General features: G+C 47.5%; 30 protein-coding genes and 1 other annotated feature. Of the genes, 29 read left to right on the top strand and 1 reads right to left on the bottom strand.

The annotated features are described in order from the left end of the window. Nucleotides 1–77 precede the first annotated feature (77 nt). The 28 genes from prmA to H615_RS0111955 all read left to right on the top strand — a co-directional run bounded on the left by prmA (nucleotide 78) and on the right by H615_RS0111955 (nucleotide 23,970). Entirely contained in the window at nucleotides 78–1,016 is a 939-nt protein-coding gene (gene prmA, locus H615_RS0111820; protein ID WP_027955349.1) for a 50S ribosomal protein L11 methyltransferase, read from the top strand. A 6-nt stretch (nucleotides 1,017–1,022) separates the two neighbouring features. Continuing rightward, the gene (locus H615_RS0111825; protein WP_027955350.1) at nucleotides 1,023–1,769 is read left to right on the top strand and encodes a 16S rRNA (uracil(1498)-N(3))-methyltransferase; all 747 of its coding nucleotides are present in this window, start codon (nucleotides 1,023–1,025) and stop codon (nucleotides 1,767–1,769) included. An 88-nt stretch (nucleotides 1,770–1,857) separates the two neighbouring features. After that, nucleotides 1,858–2,529 carry a deoxyribose-phosphate aldolase gene (deoC, locus tag H615_RS0111830; RefSeq protein WP_027955351.1) on the top strand — a complete coding sequence of 224 codons (672 nt, stop codon included), beginning with the start codon at nucleotides 1,858–1,860 and terminating at the stop codon, nucleotides 2,527–2,529. 78 nt (nucleotides 2,530–2,607) lie between these two features. Next, nucleotides 2,608–3,174: a flavin reductase family protein gene (locus H615_RS0111835; protein ID WP_027955352.1), complete on the top strand. Its 567-nt coding sequence runs from the start codon at nucleotides 2,608–2,610 to the stop codon at nucleotides 3,172–3,174. Nucleotides 3,175–3,267: 93 nt separating this feature from the next. Next, nucleotides 3,268–3,441, top strand: coding sequence for a 30S ribosomal protein S21 (gene rpsU / locus H615_RS0111840; protein WP_027955353.1), 174 nt, complete (start codon nucleotides 3,268–3,270; stop codon nucleotides 3,439–3,441). A gap of 20 nt (nucleotides 3,442–3,461) precedes the next feature. Then, on the top strand, nucleotides 3,462–3,908 hold the full coding sequence (locus H615_RS0111845; protein WP_027955354.1) for a GatB/YqeY domain-containing protein: 447 nt from the start codon (nucleotides 3,462–3,464) through the stop codon (nucleotides 3,906–3,908). A gap of 158 nt (nucleotides 3,909–4,066) precedes the next feature. Continuing rightward, nucleotides 4,067–5,374, top strand: coding sequence for an NfeD family protein (locus tag H615_RS0111850; protein ID WP_244877751.1), 1,308 nt, complete (start codon nucleotides 4,067–4,069; stop codon nucleotides 5,372–5,374). Nucleotides 5,375–5,388: 14 nt separating this feature from the next. Then, entirely contained in the window at nucleotides 5,389–6,360 is a 972-nt protein-coding gene (gene floA, locus H615_RS0111855; protein ID WP_035532116.1) for a flotillin-like protein FloA, read from the top strand. 28 nt (nucleotides 6,361–6,388) lie between these two features. After that, nucleotides 6,389–6,922 (top strand): hypothetical protein, encoded by a 534-nt coding sequence (locus H615_RS0111860; protein WP_027955357.1) that lies wholly within the window; start codon nucleotides 6,389–6,391, stop codon nucleotides 6,920–6,922. 70 nt (nucleotides 6,923–6,992) lie between these two features. After that, nucleotides 6,993–7,286, top strand: a complete 294-nt coding sequence (gene yqfC, locus H615_RS0111865) for a sporulation protein YqfC (RefSeq protein WP_027955358.1) — start codon at nucleotides 6,993–6,995, stop codon at nucleotides 7,284–7,286. Between the two features lie 5 nt (nucleotides 7,287–7,291). Further along, complete coding sequence (gene yqfD, locus H615_RS0111870) at nucleotides 7,292–8,473, top strand: sporulation protein YqfD (protein ID WP_027955359.1); 1,182 nt, start codon at nucleotides 7,292–7,294, stop codon at nucleotides 8,471–8,473. A gap of 2 nt (nucleotides 8,474–8,475) precedes the next feature. Then, nucleotides 8,476–9,438, top strand: a complete 963-nt coding sequence (locus H615_RS0111875; protein ID WP_027955360.1) for a PhoH family protein — start codon at nucleotides 8,476–8,478, stop codon at nucleotides 9,436–9,438. A gap of 217 nt (nucleotides 9,439–9,655) precedes the next feature. Next, nucleotides 9,656–10,123 carry an rRNA maturation RNase YbeY gene (gene ybeY, locus H615_RS0111880; protein WP_027955361.1) on the top strand — a complete coding sequence of 156 codons (468 nt, stop codon included), beginning with the start codon at nucleotides 9,656–9,658 and terminating at the stop codon, nucleotides 10,121–10,123. Continuing rightward, complete coding sequence (locus H615_RS0111885) at nucleotides 10,098–10,478, top strand: diacylglycerol kinase (protein ID WP_027955362.1); 381 nt, start codon at nucleotides 10,098–10,100, stop codon at nucleotides 10,476–10,478. The genes ybeY and H615_RS0111885 overlap by 26 nt, the downstream gene beginning before the upstream one ends. A gap of 72 nt (nucleotides 10,479–10,550) precedes the next feature. Beyond that, on the top strand, nucleotides 10,551–11,456 hold the full coding sequence (gene era / locus H615_RS0111890; RefSeq protein ID WP_027955363.1) for a GTPase Era: 906 nt from the start codon (nucleotides 10,551–10,553) through the stop codon (nucleotides 11,454–11,456). A gap of 58 nt (nucleotides 11,457–11,514) precedes the next feature. After that, nucleotides 11,515–11,706, top strand: a complete 192-nt coding sequence (locus H615_RS21290; RefSeq protein ID WP_035532030.1) for a YqzL family protein — start codon at nucleotides 11,515–11,517, stop codon at nucleotides 11,704–11,706. 18 nt (nucleotides 11,707–11,724) lie between these two features. Next, a complete protein-coding gene (gene recO, locus H615_RS0111900; protein WP_027955364.1) occupies nucleotides 11,725–12,471 on the top strand; it encodes a DNA repair protein RecO in 747 nt (248 codons plus the stop codon). Between the two features lie 49 nt (nucleotides 12,472–12,520). Further along, nucleotides 12,521–12,692, top strand: a binding site (T-box leader). A gap of 63 nt (nucleotides 12,693–12,755) precedes the next feature. Next, complete coding sequence (glyQ, locus tag H615_RS0111905) at nucleotides 12,756–13,643, top strand: glycine--tRNA ligase subunit alpha (RefSeq protein ID WP_027955365.1); 888 nt, start codon at nucleotides 12,756–12,758, stop codon at nucleotides 13,641–13,643. Beyond that, a complete protein-coding gene (glyS, locus tag H615_RS0111910; RefSeq protein WP_027955366.1) occupies nucleotides 13,636–15,720 on the top strand; it encodes a glycine--tRNA ligase subunit beta in 2,085 nt (694 codons plus the stop codon). Before glyQ ends, glyS begins: the two co-directional genes overlap by 8 nt. 81 nt (nucleotides 15,721–15,801) lie before the next feature. Then, nucleotides 15,802–16,431, top strand: a complete 630-nt coding sequence (gene ccpN, locus H615_RS0111915) for a transcriptional regulator CcpN (RefSeq protein ID WP_027955367.1) — start codon at nucleotides 15,802–15,804, stop codon at nucleotides 16,429–16,431. 21 nt (nucleotides 16,432–16,452) lie between these two features. Continuing rightward, nucleotides 16,453–17,265 (top strand): pyruvate, water dikinase regulatory protein, encoded by an 813-nt coding sequence (locus tag H615_RS0111920; protein ID WP_027955368.1) that lies wholly within the window; start codon nucleotides 16,453–16,455, stop codon nucleotides 17,263–17,265. Between the two features lie 247 nt (nucleotides 17,266–17,512). Then, nucleotides 17,513–17,974 carry a DUF188 domain-containing protein gene (locus H615_RS0111925; protein WP_027955369.1) on the top strand — a complete coding sequence of 154 codons (462 nt, stop codon included), beginning with the start codon at nucleotides 17,513–17,515 and terminating at the stop codon, nucleotides 17,972–17,974. 37 nt (nucleotides 17,975–18,011) lie between these two features. Continuing rightward, the gene (dnaG, locus tag H615_RS0111930) at nucleotides 18,012–19,823 is read left to right on the top strand and encodes a DNA primase (RefSeq protein ID WP_027955370.1); all 1,812 of its coding nucleotides are present in this window, start codon (nucleotides 18,012–18,014) and stop codon (nucleotides 19,821–19,823) included. A 41-nt stretch (nucleotides 19,824–19,864) separates the two neighbouring features. Beyond that, entirely contained in the window at nucleotides 19,865–20,998 is a 1,134-nt protein-coding gene (gene rpoD, locus H615_RS0111935) for an RNA polymerase sigma factor RpoD (RefSeq protein ID WP_027955371.1), read from the top strand. Nucleotides 20,999–21,076: 78 nt separating this feature from the next. Further along, nucleotides 21,077–21,610, top strand: coding sequence for a hypothetical protein (locus H615_RS0111940; RefSeq protein ID WP_027955372.1), 534 nt, complete (start codon nucleotides 21,077–21,079; stop codon nucleotides 21,608–21,610). Between the two features lie 107 nt (nucleotides 21,611–21,717). Continuing rightward, nucleotides 21,718–22,086, top strand: coding sequence for a cytochrome c550 (gene cccA, locus H615_RS0111945; protein WP_027955373.1), 369 nt, complete (start codon nucleotides 21,718–21,720; stop codon nucleotides 22,084–22,086). 64 nt (nucleotides 22,087–22,150) lie between these two features. After that, the gene (locus H615_RS0111950; protein WP_027955374.1) at nucleotides 22,151–22,855 is read left to right on the top strand and encodes a tRNA (adenine(22)-N(1))-methyltransferase; all 705 of its coding nucleotides are present in this window, start codon (nucleotides 22,151–22,153) and stop codon (nucleotides 22,853–22,855) included. Continuing rightward, entirely contained in the window at nucleotides 22,855–23,970 is a 1,116-nt protein-coding gene (locus H615_RS0111955) for a Nif3-like dinuclear metal center hexameric protein (RefSeq protein WP_027955375.1), read from the top strand. The genes H615_RS0111950 and H615_RS0111955 overlap by 1 nt, the downstream gene beginning before the upstream one ends. A gap of 36 nt (nucleotides 23,971–24,006) precedes the next feature. On the opposite strand, the gene H615_RS0111960 is transcribed toward H615_RS0111955, so the two are convergent. Next, the gene (locus H615_RS0111960) at nucleotides 24,007–24,963 is read right to left on the bottom strand and encodes a 4-hydroxy-3-methylbut-2-enyl diphosphate reductase (protein ID WP_027955376.1); all 957 of its coding nucleotides are present in this window, start codon (nucleotides 24,961–24,963) and stop codon (nucleotides 24,007–24,009) included. Between the two features lie 173 nt (nucleotides 24,964–25,136). Between H615_RS0111960 and H615_RS0111965 the strand changes: the two genes are divergently transcribed. Further along, nucleotides 25,137–26,456 (top strand): DEAD/DEAH box helicase, encoded by a 1,320-nt coding sequence (locus tag H615_RS0111965; protein ID WP_027955377.1) that lies wholly within the window; start codon nucleotides 25,137–25,139, stop codon nucleotides 26,454–26,456. Nucleotides 26,457–26,470: the final 14 nt, after the last annotated feature.

The raw sequence follows: 26,470 nt of genomic DNA on the forward strand, positions 1-26,470 counted from the left end.
CATCGTACAGATTTTTTTTGAGAGGGAAGAAAGGGCCTGCGGGCTTTTTTAGAAATAAGAGAAGAGGGTGGAGTGTAATGAAATGGTCTGAAGTCTGTGTTCATACGACGACAGAAGCGGTTGAACCTGTATCTAACATCCTGCATGAATCCGGTGCCAGCGGAGTGGTCATTGAGGATCCTGCGGATATGCAGCGTAAAAAAACGAAGCTTGGAGAAATATACGAGTTGAACCCTGCCGACTATCCGGCTGAAGGTGTTTATGTTAAAGCTTATATGCCTATGAACAGTTTTCTTATGGAGACCGTCGATGGAGTGAAGAAAACCATCAGCAATCTGACTGAATTCGGCATTGATATCGGCCGCAATGAAGTGACGATCCAGGAAATCCATGAGGAGGACTGGGCAACAGCTTGGAAAAAGTATTACAAGCCCGTTAAAATATCCGAAAAAATCACCATTATCCCTGAGTGGGAGGATTATACCCCTGTATCCAGTGATGAAATTATCATAGAAATGGATCCCGGGATGGCCTTTGGTACAGGGACTCACCCGACAACGGTGCTGAGCATCCAGGCGCTTGAGCAGTACCTGGAAAAGGGAGATGTCGTCGCTGATGTCGGTGCTGGGTCCGGGATTCTGAGTGTCGCTTCCGTCCTCCTTGGAGCCGAGCATGCGTACGCCTACGACCTGGACGATGTGGCTGTTTCGAGCACGAAGAATAATGCCATATTGAACGGGGTCGAAAACCAGGTGAGTTCCGAAGTGAATGATCTGCTTGAAGGTGTGGATTGGGAAGCGGATTTGATCGTTTCCAACATTCTCGCTGAGATTATTGTGAAATTCACAGATGATGCGTTCCGCGTCGTGAAACCAGGCGGCTATTTCATTACATGTGGAATTATCTCTGCCCGCAAGGAAATGGTGCGCGACCGTTTAATTGAATCAGGCTTCGACATTGTGGAAACAAATAAAATGGAAGACTGGATCAGCATTATCGCTAAAAAGCCGGAGTGAACCCCTATGCAGCGTTATTTTATAGACGCTCCGTATTGGAGTGACACGTCGGTAACCATTGCCGGGGATGATGTCCATCATATCAGCAGAGTGATGAGGATGGGAGAGGGCGACCAGCTCATTGCGGTCCATCCTGTCCATGGACCTGCTGCATGTAAGATTGACAGCCTCTCTGAGGAGATTGTCTGCTCCATCACCCGCTGGATTGAAGAAGATCGTGAGCTCCCGGTCAAAGTGACTGTCGCCGCAGGCTTAGGTAAAGGGGACAAGCTGGAGCAGGTTGTTCAAAAGGGGACAGAGCTTGGCGCATTCTCCTTTATCCCCTATCAGGCTGACCGCTCTGTGGCCAAATGGGATGGGAAAAAAGCGCCCAAGAAAATTCAGCGGCTGGAGAAGATTGCGAAAGAAGCAAGCGAACAGTCAGAACGGACAGTCATCCCTTCTATCTCCGGACTTTATTTCATGAAGGACATTACAGACTTGAAAGCATCCCATGACTGGTGCTTGTTCGCCCATGCAGAGGAAGCGAGGAGTGAGTCAGAGCAGGAGTTTTCCGAAGTTCTGCGCGGCATTCGACCGGGCGATTCCATCGCTGTCGTTTTTGGTCCGGAGGGCGGCTTTTCTGAAAAAGAAGTGGAAGCCTTCAAGAATGCCGGGTTTTTATCCATCCGGCTGGGACCTCGCATTCTGCGGATGGAAACAGCCCCGCTTTACTTTTTATCCGCTTTGTCCTACATGTTGGAGGAAGCATAAACCACTTCGTTAACTCTCGCAATCAAACCGCTTTCATGCTAAGATAGTGGAGAGGTACGTACAACCTATGATAAAGGAGCGTTTAGAAATGGAACAAAATTTTGCAAAAATGATTGATCATACACAGCTGAAACCAGATACACCGAAAGAAAAAATTACACAGATTTGTGAGGAAGCCAAAGAGAGCGGCTTCATGTCTGTCTGTGTCAACCCATACTGGGTGGAATACTGCGCAGAACTGCTGGCAGATACAGATGTAAAAGTCTGCACAGTCATCGGCTTCCCGCTTGGAGCAGTTACGAAAGAAACAAAAGCTTTCGAAACGAAGCAGGCCATTGAAAAAGGAGCCACAGAAGTGGACATGGTGATCAACGTTGGAGAGCTGAAATCAGGAAATCACGACAACGTACAGCAGGATATCGAAGCTGTCGTTCGTGAAGCTGAAGGAAAAGCTCTTGTGAAAGTCATCATTGAAACATCCCTGCTGACGGAAGAAGAGAAAGTGAAAGCTTCTGAATTGGCGAAAGCAGCTGGAGCTGATTACGTGAAAACATCCACTGGATTCTCTGGTGGTGGAGCAACCGTGGAGGATATCAGCCTGATGCGCAAAACCGTAGGACCGGACATGGGGGTTAAAGCCTCTGGAGGCGTCCGTGATTATGAAGGAGCTAAAGCGATGATCGAAGCCGGCGCTACACGTATTGGTGCAAGCTCTGGTAAAGCAATTATCAGTGGTGGACAAGGGACATCTGATTATTAAAATGTCGAAAGCGGCCTCTTACGGCCGCTTTTTTTAATTTCCTTTTTTTGATACACTATTTAAAAAAGGAAGAATGGAATGGAAAAACAACCATTGAAAATGCACAGCTATCCAGGGATGGTGGCCGTTGTAGGCAGTGAGTATGATGGAGAAGTGAATTTCATGTCAGCTGGGTGGCATTCCTTTTTATCTATGGACCCGCCGATGTATGGAGTGGCGGTGGGAAGAGAACGTTATTCCTATCAGCTGATCCAGCAGGCCGGTGCATTCACGATTAATTTTCTGCCCTATGAGGAGGCGGCTTTTATTCAATATGCCGGAAGTACTTCCGGGGTGGATACAGATAAAGCTTCCAGTTTCGGCCAGGCATGGAAAAGAGGGAAGGACGGAGGGCCGGTCCTGGAGAGGGCCTACCTTACTTATGAATGCAGCCTTGATCAGGTGCTTCCAACTGGAGATCATGACTGGGTGACCGGGTCCATTACCGCCTGTTCCTATATTTCTGAAATTTTTAATGAAAATGGTCTTCCCAATTTTAAAAACCTGCACATTCCTTTGTATTTAGGTCGTTCCGAGTACATAAAGCTTGATGAAAAGATAAAAAAACAATCCTTTATCGACCCTTTTTCTTATAAAAAAAGTTGACCATCCTTAAACCATATACTATAATTGTCAAAGGTATGGGAGGTCCCATACAAGAGAAACAGTTTTGTTTGCTTCGGAGGGAGGGAAATTAGCATGTCAAATACAACTCGCGTTCGTAAAAACGAGTCTCTTGAAGATGCTCTTCGTCGCTTTAAGCGTTCTGTATCAAAGAGTGGTACATTAGCGGAATATCGTAAGCGTGAATATTACGATAAGCCTAGCGTACGCCGTAAGAAAAAGTCTGAGGCGGCTAGAAAGCGTAAGTAATCAAAGAGGGTGTTGAATAGATGACGATCACTGACCGTCTGACCCAGGACATGAAAACAGCCATGAAGGCGCGGGATAAGGAAAAATTATCTACGATCCGCATGGTTCGTGCTTCTATGCAAAATGAAGCAATTAAATTGGGTAAAGATTCATTATCTGAAGAAGAAGCATTGACTGTTTTATCTCGTGAGGTAAAGCAGAGAAATGATTCCCTCCATGAATTCAAAGAAGCTGGACGTGACGATCTTGTAGAAGGACTCGAGCGTGAAATTGAGATTTTACAAGTATATATGCCGAAACAGCTCACTGATGAAGAACTTGAACAGATTGTCAATGAAACAATCGAGGAAGTAGGAGCTGCTTCCAAGAGCGACATGGGCAAGGTGATGAGTGCCATCATGCCTAAAGTAAAAGGCAGAGCCGATGGTTCACAGGTCAATAAGTTCGTTCTTCAGCAATTATCGTAAATATAAAAGGCCTCTCTGTAGAAAGAGAGGCCTTTTTATTTTTAACGAAACTTTTTGTTTTGTCATTCGTATAGGAAGTATACGGAGGGGAAGATAAAAGAGGGGGTGATTGTTCGATGACACGTACTTGGCGTTTACGACTCTGGCTGACATTGTTTATGCTTGGAACCGCAGCTTCTTTGGTGCTCAGTTTCGATTTTGCTGCAGCAGAAGGAGAAGGAGAAACCGTTTACGTCATTCCAGTTGAAGATACCGTCGAACGTGGAATGGCTGCTTTTCTGAAGAGGACCACAGGGGAAGCTGAGGAAAATGGTGTCGATCACATTATTTTTGAAGTGGATACACCCGGAGGCCGTGTTGATGCGGCAGGAGAGATTGGAGAAATTTTTCAGGATCTTGATATACCTAACACAGCGTTTGTAACGAGCCGTGCCTACTCGGCGGGTTCCTACATCGCCTTGAATGCCGATAGCATATACATGAAGCCGCAGGCGACTATGGGGGCTTCCGGAGTGATCAACTCAGATGGGACAGCAGCCGATAAAAAGGCCCAGTCCGCCTGGATTTCCTCCATGGCTGCTGCAGCAGAAACGAATGGAAGAGATCCACTCTATGCCCGTGCCATGGCCGATGCAGCCGTTGATCTTCCCGATTACGGGGCTCCTGAGGGCGAGTTCCTTACCCTGGGACCGGGAGAAGCAGAAGAAGTCGGCTATGCAGAAGGAATTGTCGAAGACCGGAACGAATTATTAAATGAGCTTTCTTTATCCGGGGCGGAAGTGGTGGAACAGAATCCGACACTGTCAGAAAACGCAGCCCGTTTTCTAACAGATCCCGTTGTCATACCGATATTATTATCAGTCGCAAGTCTCGGGCTTGTGGTGGAACTTTACTCACCAGGGTTCGGGATACCGGGAACAATGGGGGCAACAGCCCTTGTCCTGTTTTTCTACGGCCATATTGTTGCCGGTCTGGCCGGCTATGAGGCCATTATCTTACTCGTACTGGGGATAGGTCTTATTGTTGCCGAATTCTTTCTGCCTGGTGGGATAGCCGGAATTGCCGGGGTGGCGGCCGTCGTCTTTTCTCTGATGCTTTCTTCAGCGGATATGGGACATATGGCGATGAGCATTGGTATTGCGCTTCTGGTAACTGTAATTGTATCCGTAATCCTGTTTAAGACGATGGGGCTTGAACGTGGCTTTTTCCGGCACATCATTCTGAATGATTCCACCTCATCCGAGCAGGGGTATGTTTCATCGGTCAACCGTCTGGATCTGATCGGTCTGGAAGGAACGGCCGTGACGCCGCTGCGGCCGTCGGGAACCGCTGAATTTGACGGGGAACGGCTGGACGTCGTTACCGAAGGTGTCTTTATCGGAGTGAATCAGAAAGTGAAAATTATGAAAACCGAAGGATCACGAATCGTGGTCCGTGAACTGAAAAAAGAGGAGGAAACAACGTGACATTGCAGGAACTCATGCCGATTATCATTATCGGTATCATTATTATCGTACTGGCTGTGCTCTTCACATTTATCCCGGTCATGCTCTGGATCAGTGCCCTGGCTGCCGGAGTTAAGATCAATATCTTTACGCTTGTTGGAATGAGATTGAGAAGGGTTATTCCTTCCCGCGTCATCAACCCGTTGATTAAAGCCCATAAAGCCGGCGTCAACGTCAACACCAACCAGCTGGAAAGCCACTACCTTGCCGGTGGTAACGTCGACCGTGTGGTCAATGCGCTGATTGCCGCTCAGCGTGCGAATATCGAACTGAGCTTTGAACGCTGTGCTGCGATCGATCTGGCCGGCCGTGACGTTCTGGAAGCCGTACAGATGAGTGTCAACCCTAAGGTTATTGAAACACCATTTATCGCTGGTGTAGCGATGGACGGAATTGAAGTGAAAGCCAAAGCGCGTATCACCGTTCGTGCCAATATCGACCGTCTTGTCGGTGGTGCTGGTGAAGATACCGTGATCGCCCGTGTTGGTGAAGGAATTGTATCGACCATCGGTTCCAGTGAAAACCACAACAAAGTATTGGAAAATCCGGATCGTATTTCTCAAAACGTATTGAGTAAAGGGCTGGATGCAGGTACGGCTTTTGAAATCCTCTCCATCGATATTGCTGATATTGATATCGGTAAAAACATCGGTGCGATTCTTCAGACCGACCAGGCAGAAGCAGATAAAAACATCGCTCAGGCGAAAGCAGAAGAACGACGTGCGATGGCCATTGCCCAGGAGCAGGAAATGCGCGCCCGCGTACAGGAAATGCAGGCGAAGGTTGTGGAAGCAGAAGCCCAGGTTCCTCAAGCCCTTGCAGAAGCTCTTCGTTCCGGAAAAATGGGCGTTATGGATTACATGAACTATCAGAACATCAATGCTGATACGGATATGAGAAATACTCTCGGCCGCACATCAGACGAAGAAGCCGAAGAAGATAAGTAAATCCTCGCTGACTTAAAGGAGCATGCATATGGCAGATCTTATTGAATTGATATTCAGTAATTTTGTCATCGTCGCTGCGATTATCGGTGGAATTATCAGCTGGTTCAGCGGGATGTCAAAAGAAAAGGATCAAAAGCCGGGAGCTCCGAAGAAACAAACGGCGCCCCGTCCTTATCCGAATAAGTCCCAGGGGGAACCGCAGCAGGAAAAAGAGGGTCAGCAAGATAAAGGAGGCCGTCTCCGCGAGTATTATGAAGAAAAACAGAAGCGTCTGGAAGAAATAGCTGAAAAATCAAGGTCTGACGCTTCTGGATACAACAATAACCGGACCATAACGGATTCTCCGGTCTATAACGCAGAGAAATCCAGCCCGATGGAGGAAAACCCTCCGGCGGGGCGGAAAGCCTCGACAAAGGCTCCTCCGTTAACGACGGAGGGCCCTCTGGTAGAGCAGGCGCGGAAGTGGGATAAGAAAAAACTGGCCGAAGGAATTGTAATGGCTGAAATTCTTGGACCCCCGCGTGCGCACAAGCCGCATCGCTCGCATCCCCGAAAAAGATAGACGAACGCCCGAATTGTAGTGATACAATTCGGGCGTTTTTCGTATAAATGAAAAGAAGGGGGGGCGTTGTATGCCAAAATGGCAGCAGCAGATTAGAACATGGATCGGCCGTTACTTTGACCTTCCGGCTGATGTGATGCTGGATTTACCACGAATTACTACGATCGGATCCATACATGTCTACATAGAAAATCATACAGGCCTCCTGCATTTTTCAGAGGAAGAAGTAAGGATTCAATACAAAAAGGGCCAGGTCCGGATTGTTGGCAGAGACCTCGGGGTGAAAATGATGCTGAAAGAAGAACTTCTCCTGGAAGGAGAGTTGAAATCTGTTGAGTTTTTTCCTGATTCCAAAGGAGGGTGAGTCTTATGGGAAACCAGCGGGGATATTTTGAGGGTGTGTTAACCATCGAGGCTTCCGGTCCACTGCTGGAACCTTTTTTACAGGCGTGCACACGGCGCGGGTGCAGGGTGACCAGCCTGAGGCGACTGGACGAAACGACTGTCCGCTTCACCATCCGGCTCAAGGATTGGAAAATTCTCCGGTCGCTCCGGAGAAAATACAAGTGCCGCCTGACCATTAAGGAAGGGAAGGGCGTTCCTTTTTTATACAAGCTTATGCGGAGGCGGCTTTCCGTGGCGGCGGCATTTCTGGCTGCGCTCGTTCTCGTCTTTCTGGCGGCGAATACATTGTGGTCGATCAAGGTCGAGGGATTGACGCCTGAATTAGAGGCAGCAGTTGAAAAGAAACTGAACACTTATGGGGTATCCCCGGGACGGTTGACCATCGGAATGAAGGATCCAAACGATATCCAGCAGCAGCTGTTGGAGGATATTCCGGATCTGTTATGGATCGGGGTGAAAAAACAAGGGACAAGCTACCATTTGTACGGTGTGAAAAAGACCAGGCATGATACGAATCAGGACAACCAGCCCTCCAACCTCGTCGCATCAAAGAAGGGGATGATCGTTCAGACCTTTATAAAAAAAGGCCGGCCGCTTGTGTCTGTCTATGATGTCGTAAAGAAAGGACAGGTCCTCGCCACAGGTGAACTCGTCGAAGAAGGGGAGACGTTTGTCCACACAGAGGGGGATGTCACAGCGGAGACATGGTACAGGGTGGAGCAGGAGCTTCCCCTTCAGCAGATCATAACACTCACTGACGGCACAGTTGAAACCGAGTATCACTTGAAAATTGGAGGCTGGTCTGTTCCGGTATGGGGGTGGTGGCGCGGAACAGATGGAAGCTACAGAGACGAAAATGTAACAACAGACTGGAGGGTTTTTTCTTACTCACTCCCTTTGAACATGAAGCGCGTAGACCATTTCGCCATTGATACAGGAGCGATGGAATCATCCCGTAAGGAAATAGAGAAAATAGGACGGAAGGCTGCGGGGCAGAGCCTGCTGCAGGAGCTTGAACCGGGAGCAGAAATCAAAGACGAAAAAGTTTTGCACCTTAGTGAGGAGCATGGTAAAGTAAAATTAATCCTATTGTACAAAGTTTATGAAAACATTGCAGAGACCAAGTATATTAGTCAAGGAGATTGAGTATGCCGGAAGAGTTGAAAACAATGGACATCCAATTGGATAATACAACAGAAACTCTGGCCCTGTTCGGGACAGAGGACCGTAATTTGAAGCAAATTGAAGAACAGCTGCAGGTGACGATCATCTCCCGCGGCGGCCAGGTCCGGGTGTCCGGGCAGGCGGAACATGTTCAATTAGTTGAGGATATTCTTCTGAGTGTCCTTGCTCTGATCCGTAAAGGACTTTCCGTAACAGAGCGAGACATTGTCTACGCCGTGGAACTGGCTAAAAAAGGAAAAATCAATCAGTTTGAAGCGTTGTTTGAAGACGAAATCACGAAAAACTCTAAAGGTAAGTCCATCAGGGTGAAAACTCTCGGACAGCGGAATTATATTGCTGCCATTAAAAATCATGATCTTGTATTCGGAATCGGCCCGGCCGGAACCGGAAAAACATACTTAGCTGTCATTATGGCCGTCAATGCCCTGAAAAACGGAGACGTAAAAAGGATCATCTTGACACGCCCTGCCGTTGAAGCCGGGGAAAGCCTTGGTTTCCTGCCCGGGGATTTGAAGGAAAAAGTGGATCCTTATCTACGGCCGCTGTATGATTCTCTTCATGACGTTTTCGGAGCAGAACACACAGCAAGACTGATTGACCGGGGAACGATTGAGATCGCCCCGCTTGCCTATATGAGGGGCCGTACCCTGGATGATGCGTTTGCCATTCTGGATGAAGCGCAGAATACCACCCCTGAACAAATGAAAATGTTCCTCACCCGCCTTGGCTTTGGATCGAAGATGATCATCACCGGGGATATTACCCAGGTTGACCTGCCGAAAGGTGTCAAGTCCGGGCTGCGTGTAGCTGAAGAGACGCTTGGCTCTGTCAAAGGTGCATCGTTCATTAAGCTTGATCAGTCGGACGTTGTCCGTCACCCGCTTGTACAGAGAATCATTGATGCATATGAAGGCGATAAACAATAAGACCCTCCCCGGGTCTTATTTCTTTTTGTGTCCGCTTACCATGAACCATTTGCCTTGGAGCATGACACCCTATATGATAGGGGTAGAGGGGAGCTTTTCACTTGGAAAAGCGGGTTTATGGCCGGAAAGAAAAAGATCCATCATAACATCCCCTGCAGCAGACGCAGTTACTTTACATGAGGCTGAAGAAGCCCTTAAATAAGGAGGAAGACAAGTGATCACCATTGATTTTCACGATGAAACGAACTCTGTAGACGAAGCTTTTGTTGATATGATCCAGCGCATACTTGAATTTGCAGGCGGACGGGAAGGCATCACCGGAGATGCTGAAGTATCGGTAAGCTTTGTTGACAATAAAGAAATTCAGGAACTCAACCGCAACTACCGACAAAAGGATGAGCCGACAGACGTCATTTCCTTTGCCATGCAGGAGACAGGGGAAGGCGAAGTGGACATCCTGGATGAAAACCTGCCAATGATGCTCGGTGATATCGTCATCTCTGTGGACAAGGCCAAGGAGCAGGCGGAGGATTATCATCACTCTCTGGAAAGGGAATTCGGCTTCCTTGCTCTTCACGGATTCCTTCACCTGCTGGGATATGATCATCTGAATGAAGAGGATGAAAAGAAGATGTTCACCCGCCAGGAGGACATTCTCCGTGAATTCGGGCTCCAGCGATCCTAAGAAAAAAGGAATAGGATTTGCCTATGCATGGAGGGGCATCAAACTGGTCTGGACATCGGAGCGGAATTTCCGCATTCATGCTGCGGCTGCCATCCTTGCCTTAACAGCAGGCGGAATTCTGCGGTTATCCTTAGTGGAATGGGCTGTACTTACGGTTACAATTGCTTTGGTCCTGACATTAGAGATGGTTAATTCCGCTATTGAAAAACTGCTGGACCACCTCCATCCGGACCGTCACCCTGCCGTGGGTGCTGTCAAGGACGTGGCAGCAGGGGCCGTACTTACGGCTGCCGGTGGATCTGTGGTCGTAGGTGTTTTCCTGTTCGGGCCTAAGCTCCTTGCTTTATTGATGTAACGGTAAACCTTACGGGATGTTATAATAGAATACAGAAGAACCTAAAGGTTAGATTTTATTGGAGGAACATGTATGACAGAGAATTTCAAATCAGGCTTTATTACGATTGTGGGCCGTCCGAACGTTGGTAAATCCACGTTCATGAACCGCGTAATTGGTGAGAAAATTGCCATCATGAGTGATAAGCCGCAGACAACAAGAAACAAAATCCAGGGTGTCTACACCGATGAAGAATCCCAGATGGTCTTTATCGACACCCCTGGTATTCATAAACCAAAGCACAAACTCGGCGATTTTATGGTGAATACAGCTGAAAATACGCTTAATGAAGTGGATGCCGTCCTGTTTATGATCAATGCAGAAGAAGGATACGGGCGCGGGGATCAGTTCATTATCGATCGCCTGCAGCGCGTGAACCAGCCTGTCTTCCTGATCATCAACAAAATCGACCGGGTTCACCCGGACAAGCTGCTGCCGTTGATCGAGCAGTACAAGGACATGTATGATTTTGAAGAAATCATCCCGATCTCCGCTCTCGAGGGTAACAACGTCAACCATCTGCTCGGGGTTTTAAAAAGCCATCTGCCGGAAGGTCCGCAGTTTTATCCGGAAGACCAGATTACCGATCACCCGGAGCGGTTTGTCATCAGTGAATTCATCCGCGAAAAAGTGCTTCACCTGACGAGAGAGGAAATTCCGCATTCCATTGCTGTGGTCATTGAAGGGATAAAGCCCAGGGAAGATGCTCCCGGCGTTTATATCCAGGCGGCCATCATCGTGGAACGCAAATCTCAAAAAGGGATCATTATTGGGAAGCAGGGCAGCATGCTGAAGGAAGTCGGCAAGAGAGCCCGTAAGGATATTGAATCCCTGCTCGGCAGTAAAGTGTATCTTGAACTGTGGGTGAAAGTACAGAAAGACTGGCGGAACAAGCAGATTCAACTCAGCGATTTCGGTTACAGGGACGACGAATATTAAAGGTTGGAAAAAATTAAGCCTTATAGATCAGGCCGGGGAAAGCAAGATAAGCATGTAAATGGTATCAGCGAATAAAAGAAAGGCGGTGTTTCTTGTGCTCGACAACCTTTCATGGAATGTTTTCAGGCAGACGGGAAGTGTGGAAACTTACTTGATGATGAAAGAATTTGAGTCGCAGGATCAACAACAGTCTCAGGAACCATTTGCTTCCTCCCCTGATCCCCTGACAACGAATGATCAAAATTCGTAAACGGAGCAGGTGATACACTTGATGGACAAAGTGGAAGGCCTTGTGATCCGTACTAATAATTATGGGGAAACACATAAGATAGTCACGATGATGACAAGGGAGAAAGGGAAAATAGGTGTCATGGCCAGAGGCGCTAAGAAGCCGAAGAGCCGGATGGCATCTGTATCCCAGCCGTTTATTCACGGAATGTATCTCATACAGTCAGGATCCGGACTTGGATCTATGAGCCAGGGGGAAATGTTATCTTCCCTCCGTTCCATCCGCGAGGATATTGTCAAAACAGCCTATGCTTCCTACATTGCAGAGCTGACCGACAAGCTCATAGAAGAAAAACAACCGGATCCTTTTCTTTTTGAACAGCTTCTGCAGACGATGGTGTGGATGAATGAAGATAAAGATCCGAACATCCTCACTATGATGTATGAATTGAAGCTTTTTAAAAAGGCCGGATTTGCACCGGTGGTCGATCACTGCCTGAACTGCGGCAGTACAGAAGGTCCGTATTCCTTTTCCATGTCCGAAGGCGGTCTTCTCTGTTACCGCTGCAAGCATATCGATCCCGGAGCCTACGGCCTGCCGGATCCGCTGCCAAAGCTGCTGCGTGTATTTTTACATATTGATGTAAAACGACTCGGACAGATTACCATGAAGGAAGAAAATAAAAAGCTGCTCCGTCAGCTGATGGATGAATACTATGACCGTTACGGCGGATATTTTATCAAATCCAAAAAGTTTTTGAAGCAGCTTGATTTATTTTCTGAGTGAGGTTTGACAGCATCCTTGCAACTAGAGTATGATTCTAATATCAAATATACGTACTGCAGTGAAAGAGAGGAGTAGCTGAACTCCGTTCTCCACAAGCGAGCCTGAGCCGGTGAAAGTCAGGCGGGAACCATTCAGTGAAGGCGCTCTGGAGCAGTTTTTTAAAGTGGCTTTTCTACATAGAAGAGCAATTAGGGTGGAACCGCGGAAATCCCGTCCCTATGTCTGATTCAGGCATAGGGGCGGGATTTTCTTTATCCGCTCACTTTCTAGGAGGAGGAAAAGACTTGAATATTCAAGATATGATTTTAACCCTGCAGAATCACTGGTCCAGCCAGGGGTGTCTGCTCATGCAGGCTTATGATACGGAAAAAGGGGCAGGAACGATGTCTCCGATGACGCTGCTTCGAAGCCTTGGTCCGGAACCTTGGAACGTAGCCTATGTAGAACCTTCCCGTCGTCCGGCTGATGGACGCTATGGCCAGAACCCAAACCGTTTGTACCAGCACCATCAGTTCCAGGTCATCATGAAACCATCTCCGGATAACATTCAGGAGCTGTATTTAGAATCCCTGCGTGCCCTTGGCATCGATCCATTGAAGCATGATATCCGCTTCGTTGAAGATAACTGGGAAAACCCGACACTTGGAGCCGCCGGCCTTGGATGGGAAGTATGGTTGGACGGTATGGAAATTACTCAATTCACGTACTTCCAACAGATTGGTGGATTGGAAGCGAAGCCGGTGTCAGCGGAAATCACGTACGGGCTTGAGCGTCTGGCGTCCTATATTCAGGATAAGGAAAATGTTTTTGATCTGGAATGGACCAACGGCGTGACAGTAGGAGACATCTTTACACAGCCGGAATACGAACATTCCGTTTATACGTTCGAAGCGTCCGATGAAAAGATGCTCTTTGATTTGTTTGCAACCTATGAGAAAGAAGCGGAACGCATCATGGAAGAGGGACTCGTGTTCCCTGCGTATGATTACGTGCTGAAGTGTTCGCATACGTTCAACCTTCTGGATGCTAAGGGCGTCATCAGTGTCACAGAGAGGACGGGATACATTTCCCGGGTCCGGAACCTTGCCCGTAAAATTGCGAAAACCTATGTAGAAGAAAGGGAACGCCTCGGATTCCCAATGTTGAAGAAAGAAGGTGGAGCAGATGAGTAAGACTGTATTATTTGAGCTCGGCCTGGAGGAGCTTCCTGCCCGTTTTATTAATGATGCTCTTGCCCAGTTGAAAGATAAGACAGAGAAGTGGCTGACAGATAACCGGATCCCTTTTGGTGATATCCACGGCTTTGCCACACCAAGAAGACTGGCTGTCCAAATCACAGAAGTCGCTGATAAGCAGCCGGACCTTGAGGAAGAGGCGAAGGGTCCTGCTAAAAAGATCGCCCTCGATGAAGAAGGGAACTGGTCGAAGGCAGCCATTGGATTTACAAAAGGGCAGGGCAGAGACGTCGATGATATTTACTTCAAGGAAATCAAAGGTACAGAATATGTGCACGTGCGTAAATTCATTGAAGGAAAGGAAACGGCCGCCCTGCTTGAGCAGTTTGGAGAGGTTTTTCTATCTCTGAATTTCCCAAAGAATATGCGCTGGGGAGACCGTGATCTCCGTTTTGCCCGTCCGATCCGCTGGATGGTGGCTTTATTCGGGGAACAGGTGATTCCTTTCCAAATCGAGAACGTTCATACAGACCGCCGGACATTCGGCCATCGTTTTCTTGGATCAGAAACAACCATCCCGAGTGCGGATCACTACGAACAGACGCTTTCTGATCAATACGTTATGGCTTCTGTGGAAAAGCGTCAGGGTCGAATTGTAAGCCAGCTTAAACAGCTGGAAGAGAAACAGAGCTGGAAGCTTATGATAGATGAGGAGCTTCTCGAAGAAGTGACCCATCTGGTGGAATATCCAGCTGTTTTCAGCGGAGCATTCTCAGAGGAATTCCTGGAGGTGCCTGAAGAAGCATTGATTACATCCATGAAAGAGCACCAGCGTTATTTCCCTGTCCGCTCCCATGATAACAAGCTGCTGCCATATTTCGTCGGTGTGCGTAATGGGGACGACCAGAACATTGATATCGTAGCCCGTGGAAACGAAAAGGTGTTGAAAGCACGCTTGAAAGATGCGCAGTTCTTTTATGAGGAAGACCAGAAGGGAAGCATCGATGAGAAGATGGAGAAGCTTTCCCGTATGGTTTATCAGGAGGAACTTGGTACGCTTGCGGATAAGGTTCAGCGTATAACAGCCATTACTGGTAAACTGAGTGAATGGCTCGGCCTGAGTGAAGAAGAAAAACAAAAAGCTACGCGTGCTGCGGAAATCTGCAAATTTGACCTTGTCACCCAGATGGTCGACGAATTCACCGAGCTTCAAGGAGTGATGGGTGAGAAGTATGCCCGTCTGTTTGGGGAAGATGAGGAAGTGGCTGCGGCTGTCAATGAACACTATATGCCTCGGCAGGCCAATGGTGAAGTGCCATCATCTACGATCGGATCCATTGTGAGCATTGCAGATAAACTCGATACGATCGTCGGAAGTGTTTCTATCGGTCATGTACCAACAGGATCTCAGGACCCATACGGGTTGAGAAGACAGGCCCTTGGTATTCTTCAAACGCTGAACAGCCGTGGCTGGTCCGTGTCCGTTGAAAAACTGATCGATCTTGTTCATCAGTTCTATATCGAACTTGAACTCCCGACAAGATCGGAAGAAGAGGTTCACAAGGATCTTCATGAATTTTTCCGTGTCCGTGCCGCCTATCTGCTACGTGAAAATGAAGTGGATCCAGACATCGTGGAAGCTGTTCTCGCACAGGGTATCGGTCACTTCCCTGTTGCAGGGCGAAAAGCGGATCTGCTTGTTGAAAAACGGAATGAGCCCTCTTTCAAACCTGTGCAGGAAGCCCTCGGCCGTGTATTGAATTTAGCTGAAAAAGCCGATGCAGAGGAAGTCCATCCAGAACTGTTTGAAAGCAAGGAAGAACAGCAGCTTTACGATGTGTTCCAAACGGTCCATGAATCGTACAGCCGTCAGATGTCTGAAGGCCGTGTGGAAGAGGCACTGGAGACCCTGTCCGGACTGGCGGAGCCGATTCACTCCTTCTTTGATGCGGTCATGGTCATGGCAGAGGATGAAAGAGTCAGAGCCAACCGACTCGGCCTGTTGAAGCAGATGGCTGGAGATATTTATCAGTATGCCGATCTGACACGAATCGAGTGGAAACAGCAGTTCTAAGCACCCTTCTTTTGCCCATTCAGGAAAATGAGGTATAATAGTGAATAGTATGTCACATTCAGTGTTCAGGGTGGTGAGAACTTGGAATTATCAAACCGGCAGGAGCAGATTATTCAAATTGTGAAGGATAATGGACCGATTACCGGAGAGAACATCGCAGAAAGACTGGAATTAACACGGGCGACCCTGCGTCCGGATCTTGCTATATTAACGATGGCAGGCTATCTGGATGCGCGGCCCCGGGTGGGTTATTTTTTCACGGGGAAAACAGGTTCTGAACTTTTCACGGAAAAACTGAAAAAGTTCAAAGTGAGGGAATACCAGTCCCTCCCGATAGTTGTAGAGGAAGACGTATCGGCGTATGATGCGATCTGTGCGATGTTTCTTGAAGATGTCGGAACATTGTTTGTCACGAACCATAAATCCCATCTTGTCGGCGTCCTTTCCAGAAAGGACCTGCTGAGGGCAAGCATAGGATCGAAGGACTTAACGTCCATCCCGGTCCATATCATTATGACGCGTATGCCGAATATTACGATATGTGAGCCTGAGGATCTCCTTTTGGACGCCGCCCAGAAGTTAATAGAAAAACAGATCGACGGACTGCCGGTCGTGAATCCTGCAGAGGATGGGCTTGAGGTCGTTGGAAGATTAACGAAAACAAATATAACCAAAGCCCTTGTAGAACTTGCACGCGATCAGCATATTTGATTCAGGATTAGGAGGGGCAGTATGGAGAAACCATTAATTTATGTACTATCCGATTCCGTAGGGGAGACCGCTGAGCTTGTTACAAAGGCTTGCTTGAGTCAGTTTGATGACGGACCTTTTGACCTTCAGCGCATCCCGTATGTAGAAGATAAAGGGACGATTAACGAAGCTGTCCTTCAAGCGAAAGAGCACGATGCCATGATCGGCTTTACCCTTGTCGTTCCTGAATACAGGATTCACCTGAAACAGGAAGCCGAAAAACACGGGGTCCGCTGTGTTGATATTATGGGGCCGATGATGGAAGCGATGGAAAGTCACCTCAAAATACAGCCGAGACTGGAGCCGGGTCTCGTCCACAAGCTTGATGAGGATTATTTCAAGCGGGTGGAAGCCATTGAATTCGCTGTCCGGTATGATGATGGCCGTGACCCGCGGGGCATTTCCAAGGCAGATATCGTTTTGATCGGCGTATCCCGAACGTCCAAAACTCCACTGTCCCAGTATCTTGCTCATAAGAGGCTGAAAGTGGCAAACGTCCCGATTGTTCCGGAAGTCCAGCCACCGTCTGAATTGTTCCGGGTGGACCCGGAGAAATGCATCGGCTTGAAAATCAGTGCAGAAAAGCTGAATGATATCCGGAAGGAACGTTTGAAATCCCTGGGACTCGGTGATCAGGCTACATATGCCAACCTTGAACGGATCAGCCAGGAGCTGGAGCATTTCAACAGAATAGTCGATAAAATCGGCTGTCCGGTTATTGATGTCTCTAATAAAGCTGTAGAGGAAACGGCGAATATCATTATGAATAAGCTGAGGAAAGATGCTCAGGAATAATGCAGAATCTCAAAAAGTCGCGCTTTGATTAAGCGCGGCTTTTGTTGGGAAGAATGAAATTAGGTAAAATTAGACATAGCATTCACAGGAGAAATGTATTATAATATTTTTTTGTGGAAAAATCCTGACAGGTCCGTTTTCATATCTGCAGGATCCTTACTCCTTACGCACATTGTCTATTTTTCAGAAAAATAAAACATTTGCATTTTAGGAGGATTCTACCGCTTGCTGTAGAAATATTGATACTATGCCAAAAATACATCGAACGATCTGGGTAGACGCAGACAGCTGTCCCGTTCAGAAGGAAATCGAGGAAATGAGCGCGGAGTGCGGCGTGACGGCCAGATTCATTGCTACGGTAAATCATTTCAGTACAGAGAAGTCACAGGCATCCTGGACCTTTGTTGATGATGGTTCCCAGTCTGTAGACCTTTACATTTTGAATGCAGCTGCCAGGGGAGATGTGGTCATTACGCAGGACTTGTCGCTGGCTGTTCTTCTGACCTCTAAAGGGGTTTATGTGATGACGCCGCGAGGAAAACTGATAAAGGAAACCGATGCGGATCACATTATGAACCAGAAGTTTATCCGGCAGCAGACGATGAAGCAGAAGCGTAAATGGAAGGGGCCTTCCGCCTTTACGGACAAGCACAGAGAAGAGTTCCGGGAAACTTTCCAATATTTGTTGTCTGATCATGAAGGAATTTAGCCTTTGGAAGAGAATAATTGAGTAGTATGGTGATCATATGGCTGGACACATTCCAGAAGAAAAAGTAGATGAGATTCGGAAATCAGCCGACATTGTGGAAGTGATCGGCGATTATGTTGACCTCAAAAAGCAGGGAAGAAACCATTTTGGCCTTTGTCCATTCCATGGGGAAAACACTCCTTCTTTTTCCGTTTCACAGGATAAGCAGATTTTTCATTGCTTTGGTTGTGGAAAGGGAGGGAATGTCTACACCTTCCTTATGGAAATGGAAGGATACAGTTTTATACAGGCACTCAAGCAGCTTTCTGAAAGCACGGGTGTGGAAATTCCAGAGCAGATTGCTGATGAGAACCACACCGGGGCGGATAACCAGGAATCACAGGCGATGCTTGAAGCACACCAGTGGCTGACAAAATTATACCATCATTTGTTAAAGAATTCCAAGGACGGCCGAAAAGCCTATGAATATCTTTTGGACAGAGGGTTCACAGAAGAAACCATCCAGAAGTATCAGCTCGGTTATTCGCCGGATGATAAGGACTTCGTCGTTACCTTTCTTGAGAAAAAAGGCTTTCATCCCCAGACGATGGTCAAAGCCGGCCTGTTGAGTGTGAATGATCAGGGGAACTATGCCGACCGCTTTCGCGGAAGGGTCATGTTTCCGCTGCGCAACCACCTGGGGAAGACCGTGGCTTTTGCCGGAAGAGCTCTTGGAGATCAGCAGCCCAAGTATTTGAATAGTCCGGAAACGGAACTCTTTCATAAGGGCCGGCTGCTTTATAACTTCGATCTTGCCCGGTCCTCCATACGTAAGGAAAAAACCGTTGTCCTATTCGAAGGGTTCGGGGATGTTATATCCGCTGCCCAGTCGGGTATCCCTTATGCAGTAGGGACCATGGGAACATCGCTTTCCAGTACACAGGCCAACTTGCTGAAAAAGTATACGGATCAGATCATCGTCTGTTATGACGGTGACCGTGCAGGGATTGAGGCGGCTGTCAAGGCTGCCAGACTGACAAAGAGCATCGGTTGTCAGACGTTTGTAGCCCGTGTACCCGACGGTCTGGACCCGGATGACTTCATCCAGCGGCACGGCGGGGACCGTTTCAAAAAGGAAGTGCTTGATACCAGCGACACGTACATCTCCTTTATGATGAGTTATCTCCGCAGGGATTATAACCTGCAGGTGGAAGGAGATCGTATCGCCTATATCGAAAAAGTACTACAGGAGATTGCCACTCTGGATCGTGCGGTCGAGAGAGAGCATTACCTGAATGAGATGTCGTCTGAATTTCAGTTATCTCTGGAAACCTTGAAAGAGGAAATCAGTCAGATAAGAAGTCAGCAGGGTGTGAAGGATAATGAGCCAAAGAACCGATATACTAATCCTAAGAGGGAAACATCGGTTCAGAACAAGCTTCTTCCTGCATTTCATAATGCGGAAAGAAAGCTGATTGCATATATGTTGAAAGATCCCTACATTGCTGATAAAGTTCAGGAGGAAATAGGAGGGGCTTTTAATATAGAAGACCATCAGGTCATTGTCACACATCTTTACGCATATTATGAAGACGGCAATGAATCAGATATCAGTCAGTTCGTTGAAATGATTGAGGATATGTCCATCAAAAACCTCGTGATCGAGCTCGCAATGGCGCCCGTCAGTGAGGAAGTATCCGATCAGGAAATCCATGATTATATGGAGCGGATCCGATTGGAAAACTGGGATCGAACGGATATTAAGAGCCTGGAATCCGAGTTGAAGCGGGCTGAACAGCAGAACGAGCCGATCAAGGCCGCGGAAATTGCGATGGAGATTATAAAACGGAAAAAAGAATTAAAAGCGTAATCAGGTAGAGTTTGGATAGATTGTTGGAAGGAGGGGGACTTATGGCAGAGAAGAAACAACAGCCATCACGTTCTAAAGAAACTGAAAATCAGACGGAATTGACACTGGAGCAGGCCAAAGAGCAGGTCGTAGAGTTAGGGAAAAAGCGCGGAATCCTCGCGTATGAAGAGGTGGCTGAGAAATTATCCAGCTTCGAACTCGACTCCGATCAAATGGATGAATTTTACGAGCACCTGAATGAACAGGGTGTAGAGGTCATCGGTGATTCTGAATCGGACCCTAGTATCAAGCAGCTTGATAAGGAAGAGGAATTCGACCTCAATGACCTGAGTGTGCCTCCAGGTGTGAAAATCAATGACCCGGTCCGTATGTATTTGAAAGAAATCGGCCGCGTCAATCTATTATCAGCCAAAGACGAAATCAGTCTTGCCCAGCGTATAGAAAATGGGGATGAGGAAGCGAAAAGGGATCTGGCAGAAGCCAACCTTCGTCTTGTTGTAAGTATTGCCAAGCGTTACGTCGGCCGTGGTATGCTTTTCCTTGATCTTATCCAGGAAGGGAACATGGGTCTGATTAAAGCGGTTGAAAAATTCGATTACCGCAAAGGTTACAAATTCAGTACCTATGCTACATGGTGGATCAGACAGGCGATTACCCGTGCGATTGCCGACCAGGCACGTACCATCCGTATTCCGGTTCACATGGTGGAAACGATTAACAAACTAATCCGTGTTCAGCGGCAGCTTCTTCAGGACCTCGGCCGCGAACCAACACCAGAGGAAATTGCTCAGGATATGGATCTTACACCGGATAAAGTCCGTGAAATCCTTAAGATTGCCCAGGAGCCCGTATCACTGGAAACACCGATCGGGGAAGAAGACGACTCCCATCTTGGTGATTTCATTGAGGACCAGGAAGCAACCTCCCCATCTGACCATGCCGCCTATGAACTATTGAAGGAACAGCTTGAAGACGTCCTGGACACACTGACAGATAGAGAAGAAAATGTCCTGCGCCTCCGTTTTGGACTTGATGACGGACGTACGCGAACACTCGAAGAGGTCGGAAAAGTGTTCGGAGTAACCCGGGAAAGAATCCGGCAGATTGAAGCGAAAGCTCTTCGTAAGCTGAGACACCCGAGCCGCAGCAAACGCCTGAAAGACTTTATGGAATAAGAACAGCCGTAGACTCAGGGTTCTTTTACAACGCCTATGTAGGAGGATCTTGAGTTTATCTGTGTTTTGGAGGAAAGTATGCAGGATGAGCGTACGAAAACCATCATTCATGAGATTCAGTATTGGAAAGAAAGCAGGCTTCTCCCCGCGGAATACTGTGACTTTCTTTTGGCGTTGTACACCAAAGGCGAGGAAGAAAAACCCGGCCATGCTCCTGTACAGACCGTACAGCTGCTGGTCCCGGCCTTTGTTCTGCTCAGCCTGTTTATGATACCCCTTACATTACTTGTCATTTATTTTACTCAAATGGGGTTCATAATGCAAACAGGGCTTTTGTCGTTTTTTGTAGGGTCGGTATGGTTTATAAGTGGATGGTTACACTATAAACGGACCGACTGGTATTTGATCCCTTTTGTCAACGGTCTGTTGATCCTTCTAACGATGTCCATCTTCGTAGTGGATCACTGGACAACATCCGTCCAGGCTGTCTACATAACGATGCTGTTTCATTTTCTTATCTGGATCAGCCTCGGAATGTTCATGAAAATCAGGTTTTTGTTATGGAGTGGCGTAACCGCTGTCATTTTATGGATCATTTTCATTGTTTTATAAGTTTTCGGTGGTTAAGCCTTTAATAAGTAACGGTTTTCATATAAAATAAAAATAGTCGAATAGACGCGAAAAATTCATATAGGGAATACATAAGGAGGTTGCCATTCATGAGAAAGAACCCTGTGATCCCATTTGCAATTATCGCTGTACTGGGGATCGTAGCCATGATCATTGTTTCTTCTGCCGGTATCAACCAACGTGAAGCGATTCAAAGCGAGGAAGAAGGCGGCGGAGAACAGACGGAAGAAACTGCATCCGCTGATCCGGAAGAAATGTACCAGAACAAGTGTTCAAGCTGCCATGGCGGTGACTTGAGTGGAGGCGCAGGTCCGAATCTTCAGGAAGTCGGCTCCCGTTATTCAGCAGAAGAGATCCAGGACATTATCATCAATGGTAAAGGATCACAGATGCCTGCAGGTCTTTATACCGGTGAGCAGGCCACTCAGCTGGCAGAATGGCTCGCTGAGAAAAAATAAGAAGTACGTGAGAAGCTTTCTGCTGCTGTCAGAAAGCTTTTCTTTATGAGAGGAACGATTTTTTATGAATGTACACCAACTATCCGAACGGCTGGCAAAGGTAGCGGAATACCTGCCTGCTAGAGCTGTATTCGCTGATATTGGGTCTGATCATGCCTATCTGCCTTGTTATGTCTGTTTAAAGGATCCACAGGCACAAGCGATAGCCGGAGAGGTTAATCAAGGCCCTTATGACAGCGCCCTGAATGAAGTGAAAGCCCATGATCTTCAATCCAGGATTGATGTCAGATTGGGAGACGGTCTGGAAGTGATCCAGCCTGGAGAAGTAAAGCAGATCACCATCGCTGGTATGGGAGGGCCGTTAATCCGGGATATCCTGGACAGAGGCAGGGATAAATTAACAGCCGTTAACCGCATCATCGCCCAGCCGAACATTGACGCACGCTCGATCCGTCAATGGTTTTACACGCATGGATACAGCCTGATTGACGAACAGATTATGGAAGAAGGTGGGCACATCTATGAAATCCTCGCAGCGGAAAAAGGGGACCCTGCCACTGCTTATGAATCCGCTGACTTGGAAAAAGAGCTTTGGCTCGGCCCTTACCTTATGAAGGAAAAGTCAGCAGCGTTTAGGAAGAAGTGGCGTGAGGAAATGATCAAGAAGGAATATATCCTGGATCAAATGCAGAAGGCTGCCACTGTCGATGCAGTAAAAGTGGACACGCTTCAAAAGGAAATAAAATCGCTGCAGGAGGTTTTATCATAATGAATAAAGTAACAGCCCGGGAAATCATAAAAACATTGGAAACGTGGGCTCCCAAAAGCTTTGCTTATGACTGGGACAACGTAGGGCTGCAGGTAGGCAGTCTGAACAAGCCGGTGCAGAATGTCATGGTAACGCTTGATGTTGTTGAAAGTGTAGTGGATGAGGCGGTTGAAAAAAAGGTGGATCTTATCATTGCCCATCACCCTCTGTTATTTGTGAAACTTCATCAAATCAATGTGGATACGCCAAAAGGACGGATAGTGCAGAAGCTTCTTAAACACGACATTACGGTTTATGCGGCGCACACGAACCTGGATGTTGCAGAAGGCGGAGTGAATGATGTGATGGCAGACCTTCTCGATGTTAAAAACCGCCGGCCTTTGATTCCGACAGAAACGGAAAAGCTTGTGAAACTGGCTGTTTTTGTCCCTGATTCCCATCTGGAAGCTGTACGGGATGCGGTGAGCGAAGCAGGGGCCGGCTTTATCGGTGATTACAGCCACTGCACCTATCAGGTTTCCGGTGAAGGGACGTTCAAACCACAAGAGGGTACAAATCCTTTTATTGGGGAGCAGGGCCGGTTGGAGCAGGTCCAGGAGAAACGTTTGGAAACCATCGTTCCGCAGAGTAAGCTGTCTAAAGTTCTTCAAGCGATGGAAAAAGCCCATCCATATGAAGAAGTGGCTTATGATCTTTATCCTCTTCTCAATGAAGGCAGGAGCCTCGGAATTGGAAGAGTGGGCCTGCTGGACGAGCCAATTTCTCTTCAGGACTTTGCTGACAAAGTGAAGGAGCGTTTTGATGTCCCTCATGTGCGTGTGGCAGGGAAAATGGGAAAAACCGTACAAACGGTCGCCCTTCTGGGTGGAAGCGGAGAAAAATATATCCATAAGGCGAAGAGCAGCGGAGCGGATGTATATGTGACTGGAGATATGACCTTCCATATGACCCAGGATGCTGTGGAGATGGGCTTACATGTGATTGATCCCGGTCACCATGTTGAGAAAGTGGTCTGCGTAAAAGTACAGCAGTATCTTGAGGAGCGCTGCAATAAAGATGGAGCATTGAACATCCTGGTGTCCGAAGTAGATACAGAACCCTTTACAATCCAGTAAAAAAAGGATGAAAGCGGGAAGCTTTCATCCTTTTTATTATCGTTTCACTTTTTTGCGTGCTCTTACAGGAGGGAGAATTTTCTTCTGTTCGACCTTGGATTCACGAATCCAAGTAGCATCGTCCTCATGGTCAAACTGCTCAATGAATTTGATCACTTCTTTTGTGATCGGCGTAGGAGTTGAAGCACCGGCGGTTACGGCTACTTTATGGACACCTTCCAGCCATTCCAGCTGAATTTCGGTTACATCAGCAATCCGGTAGGCGGTGGTTCCAGCTTTTTCTTTGGATACCTGGGCAAGCCTGTTGGAGTTATTGCTCATCGGGTCACCAACAACGAGCGTCAAATCGGCTTCACCTGCCTGTTCTGAAACAGCTTCCTGGCGTACCTGTGTTGCCATGCAGATTTCCTGCTGCTTCTCAAGCTGAGGGAACTTTTCCTTGGCTTTTTCCATGACATCATAGACGTCCCATTGACTCATCGTCGTCTGGTTGGTAATCATAAGCTTATCATGATCCAGCTCCAGATTCTCAACATCCTCTTCAGTCTGTACAAGGTGGACCTTTCCGGGAGCGACGCCCATCGCCCCTTCCGGCTCAGGATGTCCTTTTTTACCGACGTAGATGACTTCAAATCCTTCCGCAACTTTTTTGCGGATCAAGTTGTGGGTGTTGGTAACATCCGGACATGTGGCATCAAGAACAGTCAGTCCTTTATCGCGCGCCCTTTCCTTTACCTGCGGGGAAACGCCGTGGGCCGTGAAAATAACCGTACCTTCATGAATACCTTCCAGCATATCGCTGCGGTTTTTACCATCGACAGTGATGATGCCTTCTTCTTTGAAGGCTTCAGTCACATGGGAATTATGGACAATCATACCTAATATATAAATCGGGCGCGGCAGATTCTGGTCTTTTGAGGCATTTCTCGCAATGACCATGGCATCTACGACTCCGTAACAATAACCGCGAGGGGCGATTTTAATAACTTCCATTGATTAACGTCCTCCTCTTTATCCAATCGAACAACTTTTAAGATACCATCTTCATTATAAAGGGTAAAGCGTAAGTTGACAAAGAAAGCGGTGGTCAGACAACGTTATCGTGCAATTTAGGGCGCACTCTATTATAATAGGGAAGGAACATTTTACATTAAAGGAGAACGGACATGAGTAAGCATACTTTTGAACAATACGCAATTTCCTCTACAGTAAGCAGAATTGTAGAAGGGTTGGGCTTTAAACAGCCGACGCCGATCCAGCAGCAGGTGCTGCCGCCGGCATTAAGAGGGGAAAGTTTGATCGGACAATCCCACACTGGATCCGGTAAGACACATGCCTATCTGCTGGCATTATTCAGCCGCATGGATGAAAACGCTGATGCCGTACAGTTTGTCATTACAGCACCGACACGTGAACTGGCCATCCAGATTCATGAAGAAGTAAAAAAAGCAGTGAAGCACGCAGGTAAACAAGAGATCTGGCGGTCCAAGCTGTTGATCGGTGGAACGGATAAACAGAAGATGGTGGAGAAACTGGCTTCCAATCCGCCACACATTGTTGTAGGAACACCGGGCCGTATACTCGATATGGTCAAAGAGGAAGCCGTAGACCTTTATCAAGCAAAATCGTTCGTTCTGGACGAAGCGGATTTAATGCTGGACCTCGGATTTATCGAAGAAGTGGATCAGATTCTTGTTCGCATGGCCGAAGACGTACAGATGCTTGTTTTCTCTGCAACTATTCCTGAACGGCTGCAGCCATTCCTGAAGAAATACTTGACCAATCCGGTCCATATTCAAATCGAGGACGATAAGCCATCTCCGGAAACGATGGAGCACCGGCTGATTCCTCTCCGACATAAACAGCCTGGAGAAGTAATCATGGATATCACGAAGGCGATTCAGCCTTATCTCGCCATTATTTTCACGAATGGAAAAGGTCTTGCAGACGAACTGGCGGAGGACTTGATGAGCCGTGGATTAGAAACAGGCGTCCTTCACGGAGGCTTGTCCCCGCGTGAGCGTAAAAGAGTCCTGAAAGAAATCCAAAACCTTCGTTATCAATACATCGTAGCGACCGACCTTGCTGCGCGTGGCATTGATATCCAGGGTGTGAGCCACGTAATCAATGCCCAGATGCCGAAGGAAGAGGAATTTTATATACACCGTGTCGGCCGGACAGCAAGGGCCGGGTTGGAAGGTACAGCGATCAACCTTTATCAGGAAGCCGATCTTCCATTGATCCAGAAACTTGAGAAGAAGGGGTTGTCTTTCCAATTCTATGAAGTGAAACAAGGAGAATGGAAAGAAGTCAATGCCTATAATGAGCGGCAGATCCGTGAAAAGAAAGAAACGGATCTGGATAAACAGGCGAAACAGCTCGTCCGTCGTCCGAAAAAGGTGAAGCCGGGCTATAAGAAAAAGATGAAAAAGCAGGCGGAACAAAATAAACGCAGATTGAAGCAGAACCGCTTTAAAAAGAAATAAGAAAGGGTCGAGAT

Origin of the sequence: Halobacillus kuroshimensis DSM 18393 (assembly GCF_000425705.1) — a bacterium.
Taxonomy (GTDB): domain Bacteria; phylum Bacillota; class Bacilli; order Bacillales; family Halobacillaceae; genus Halobacillus; species Halobacillus kuroshimensis.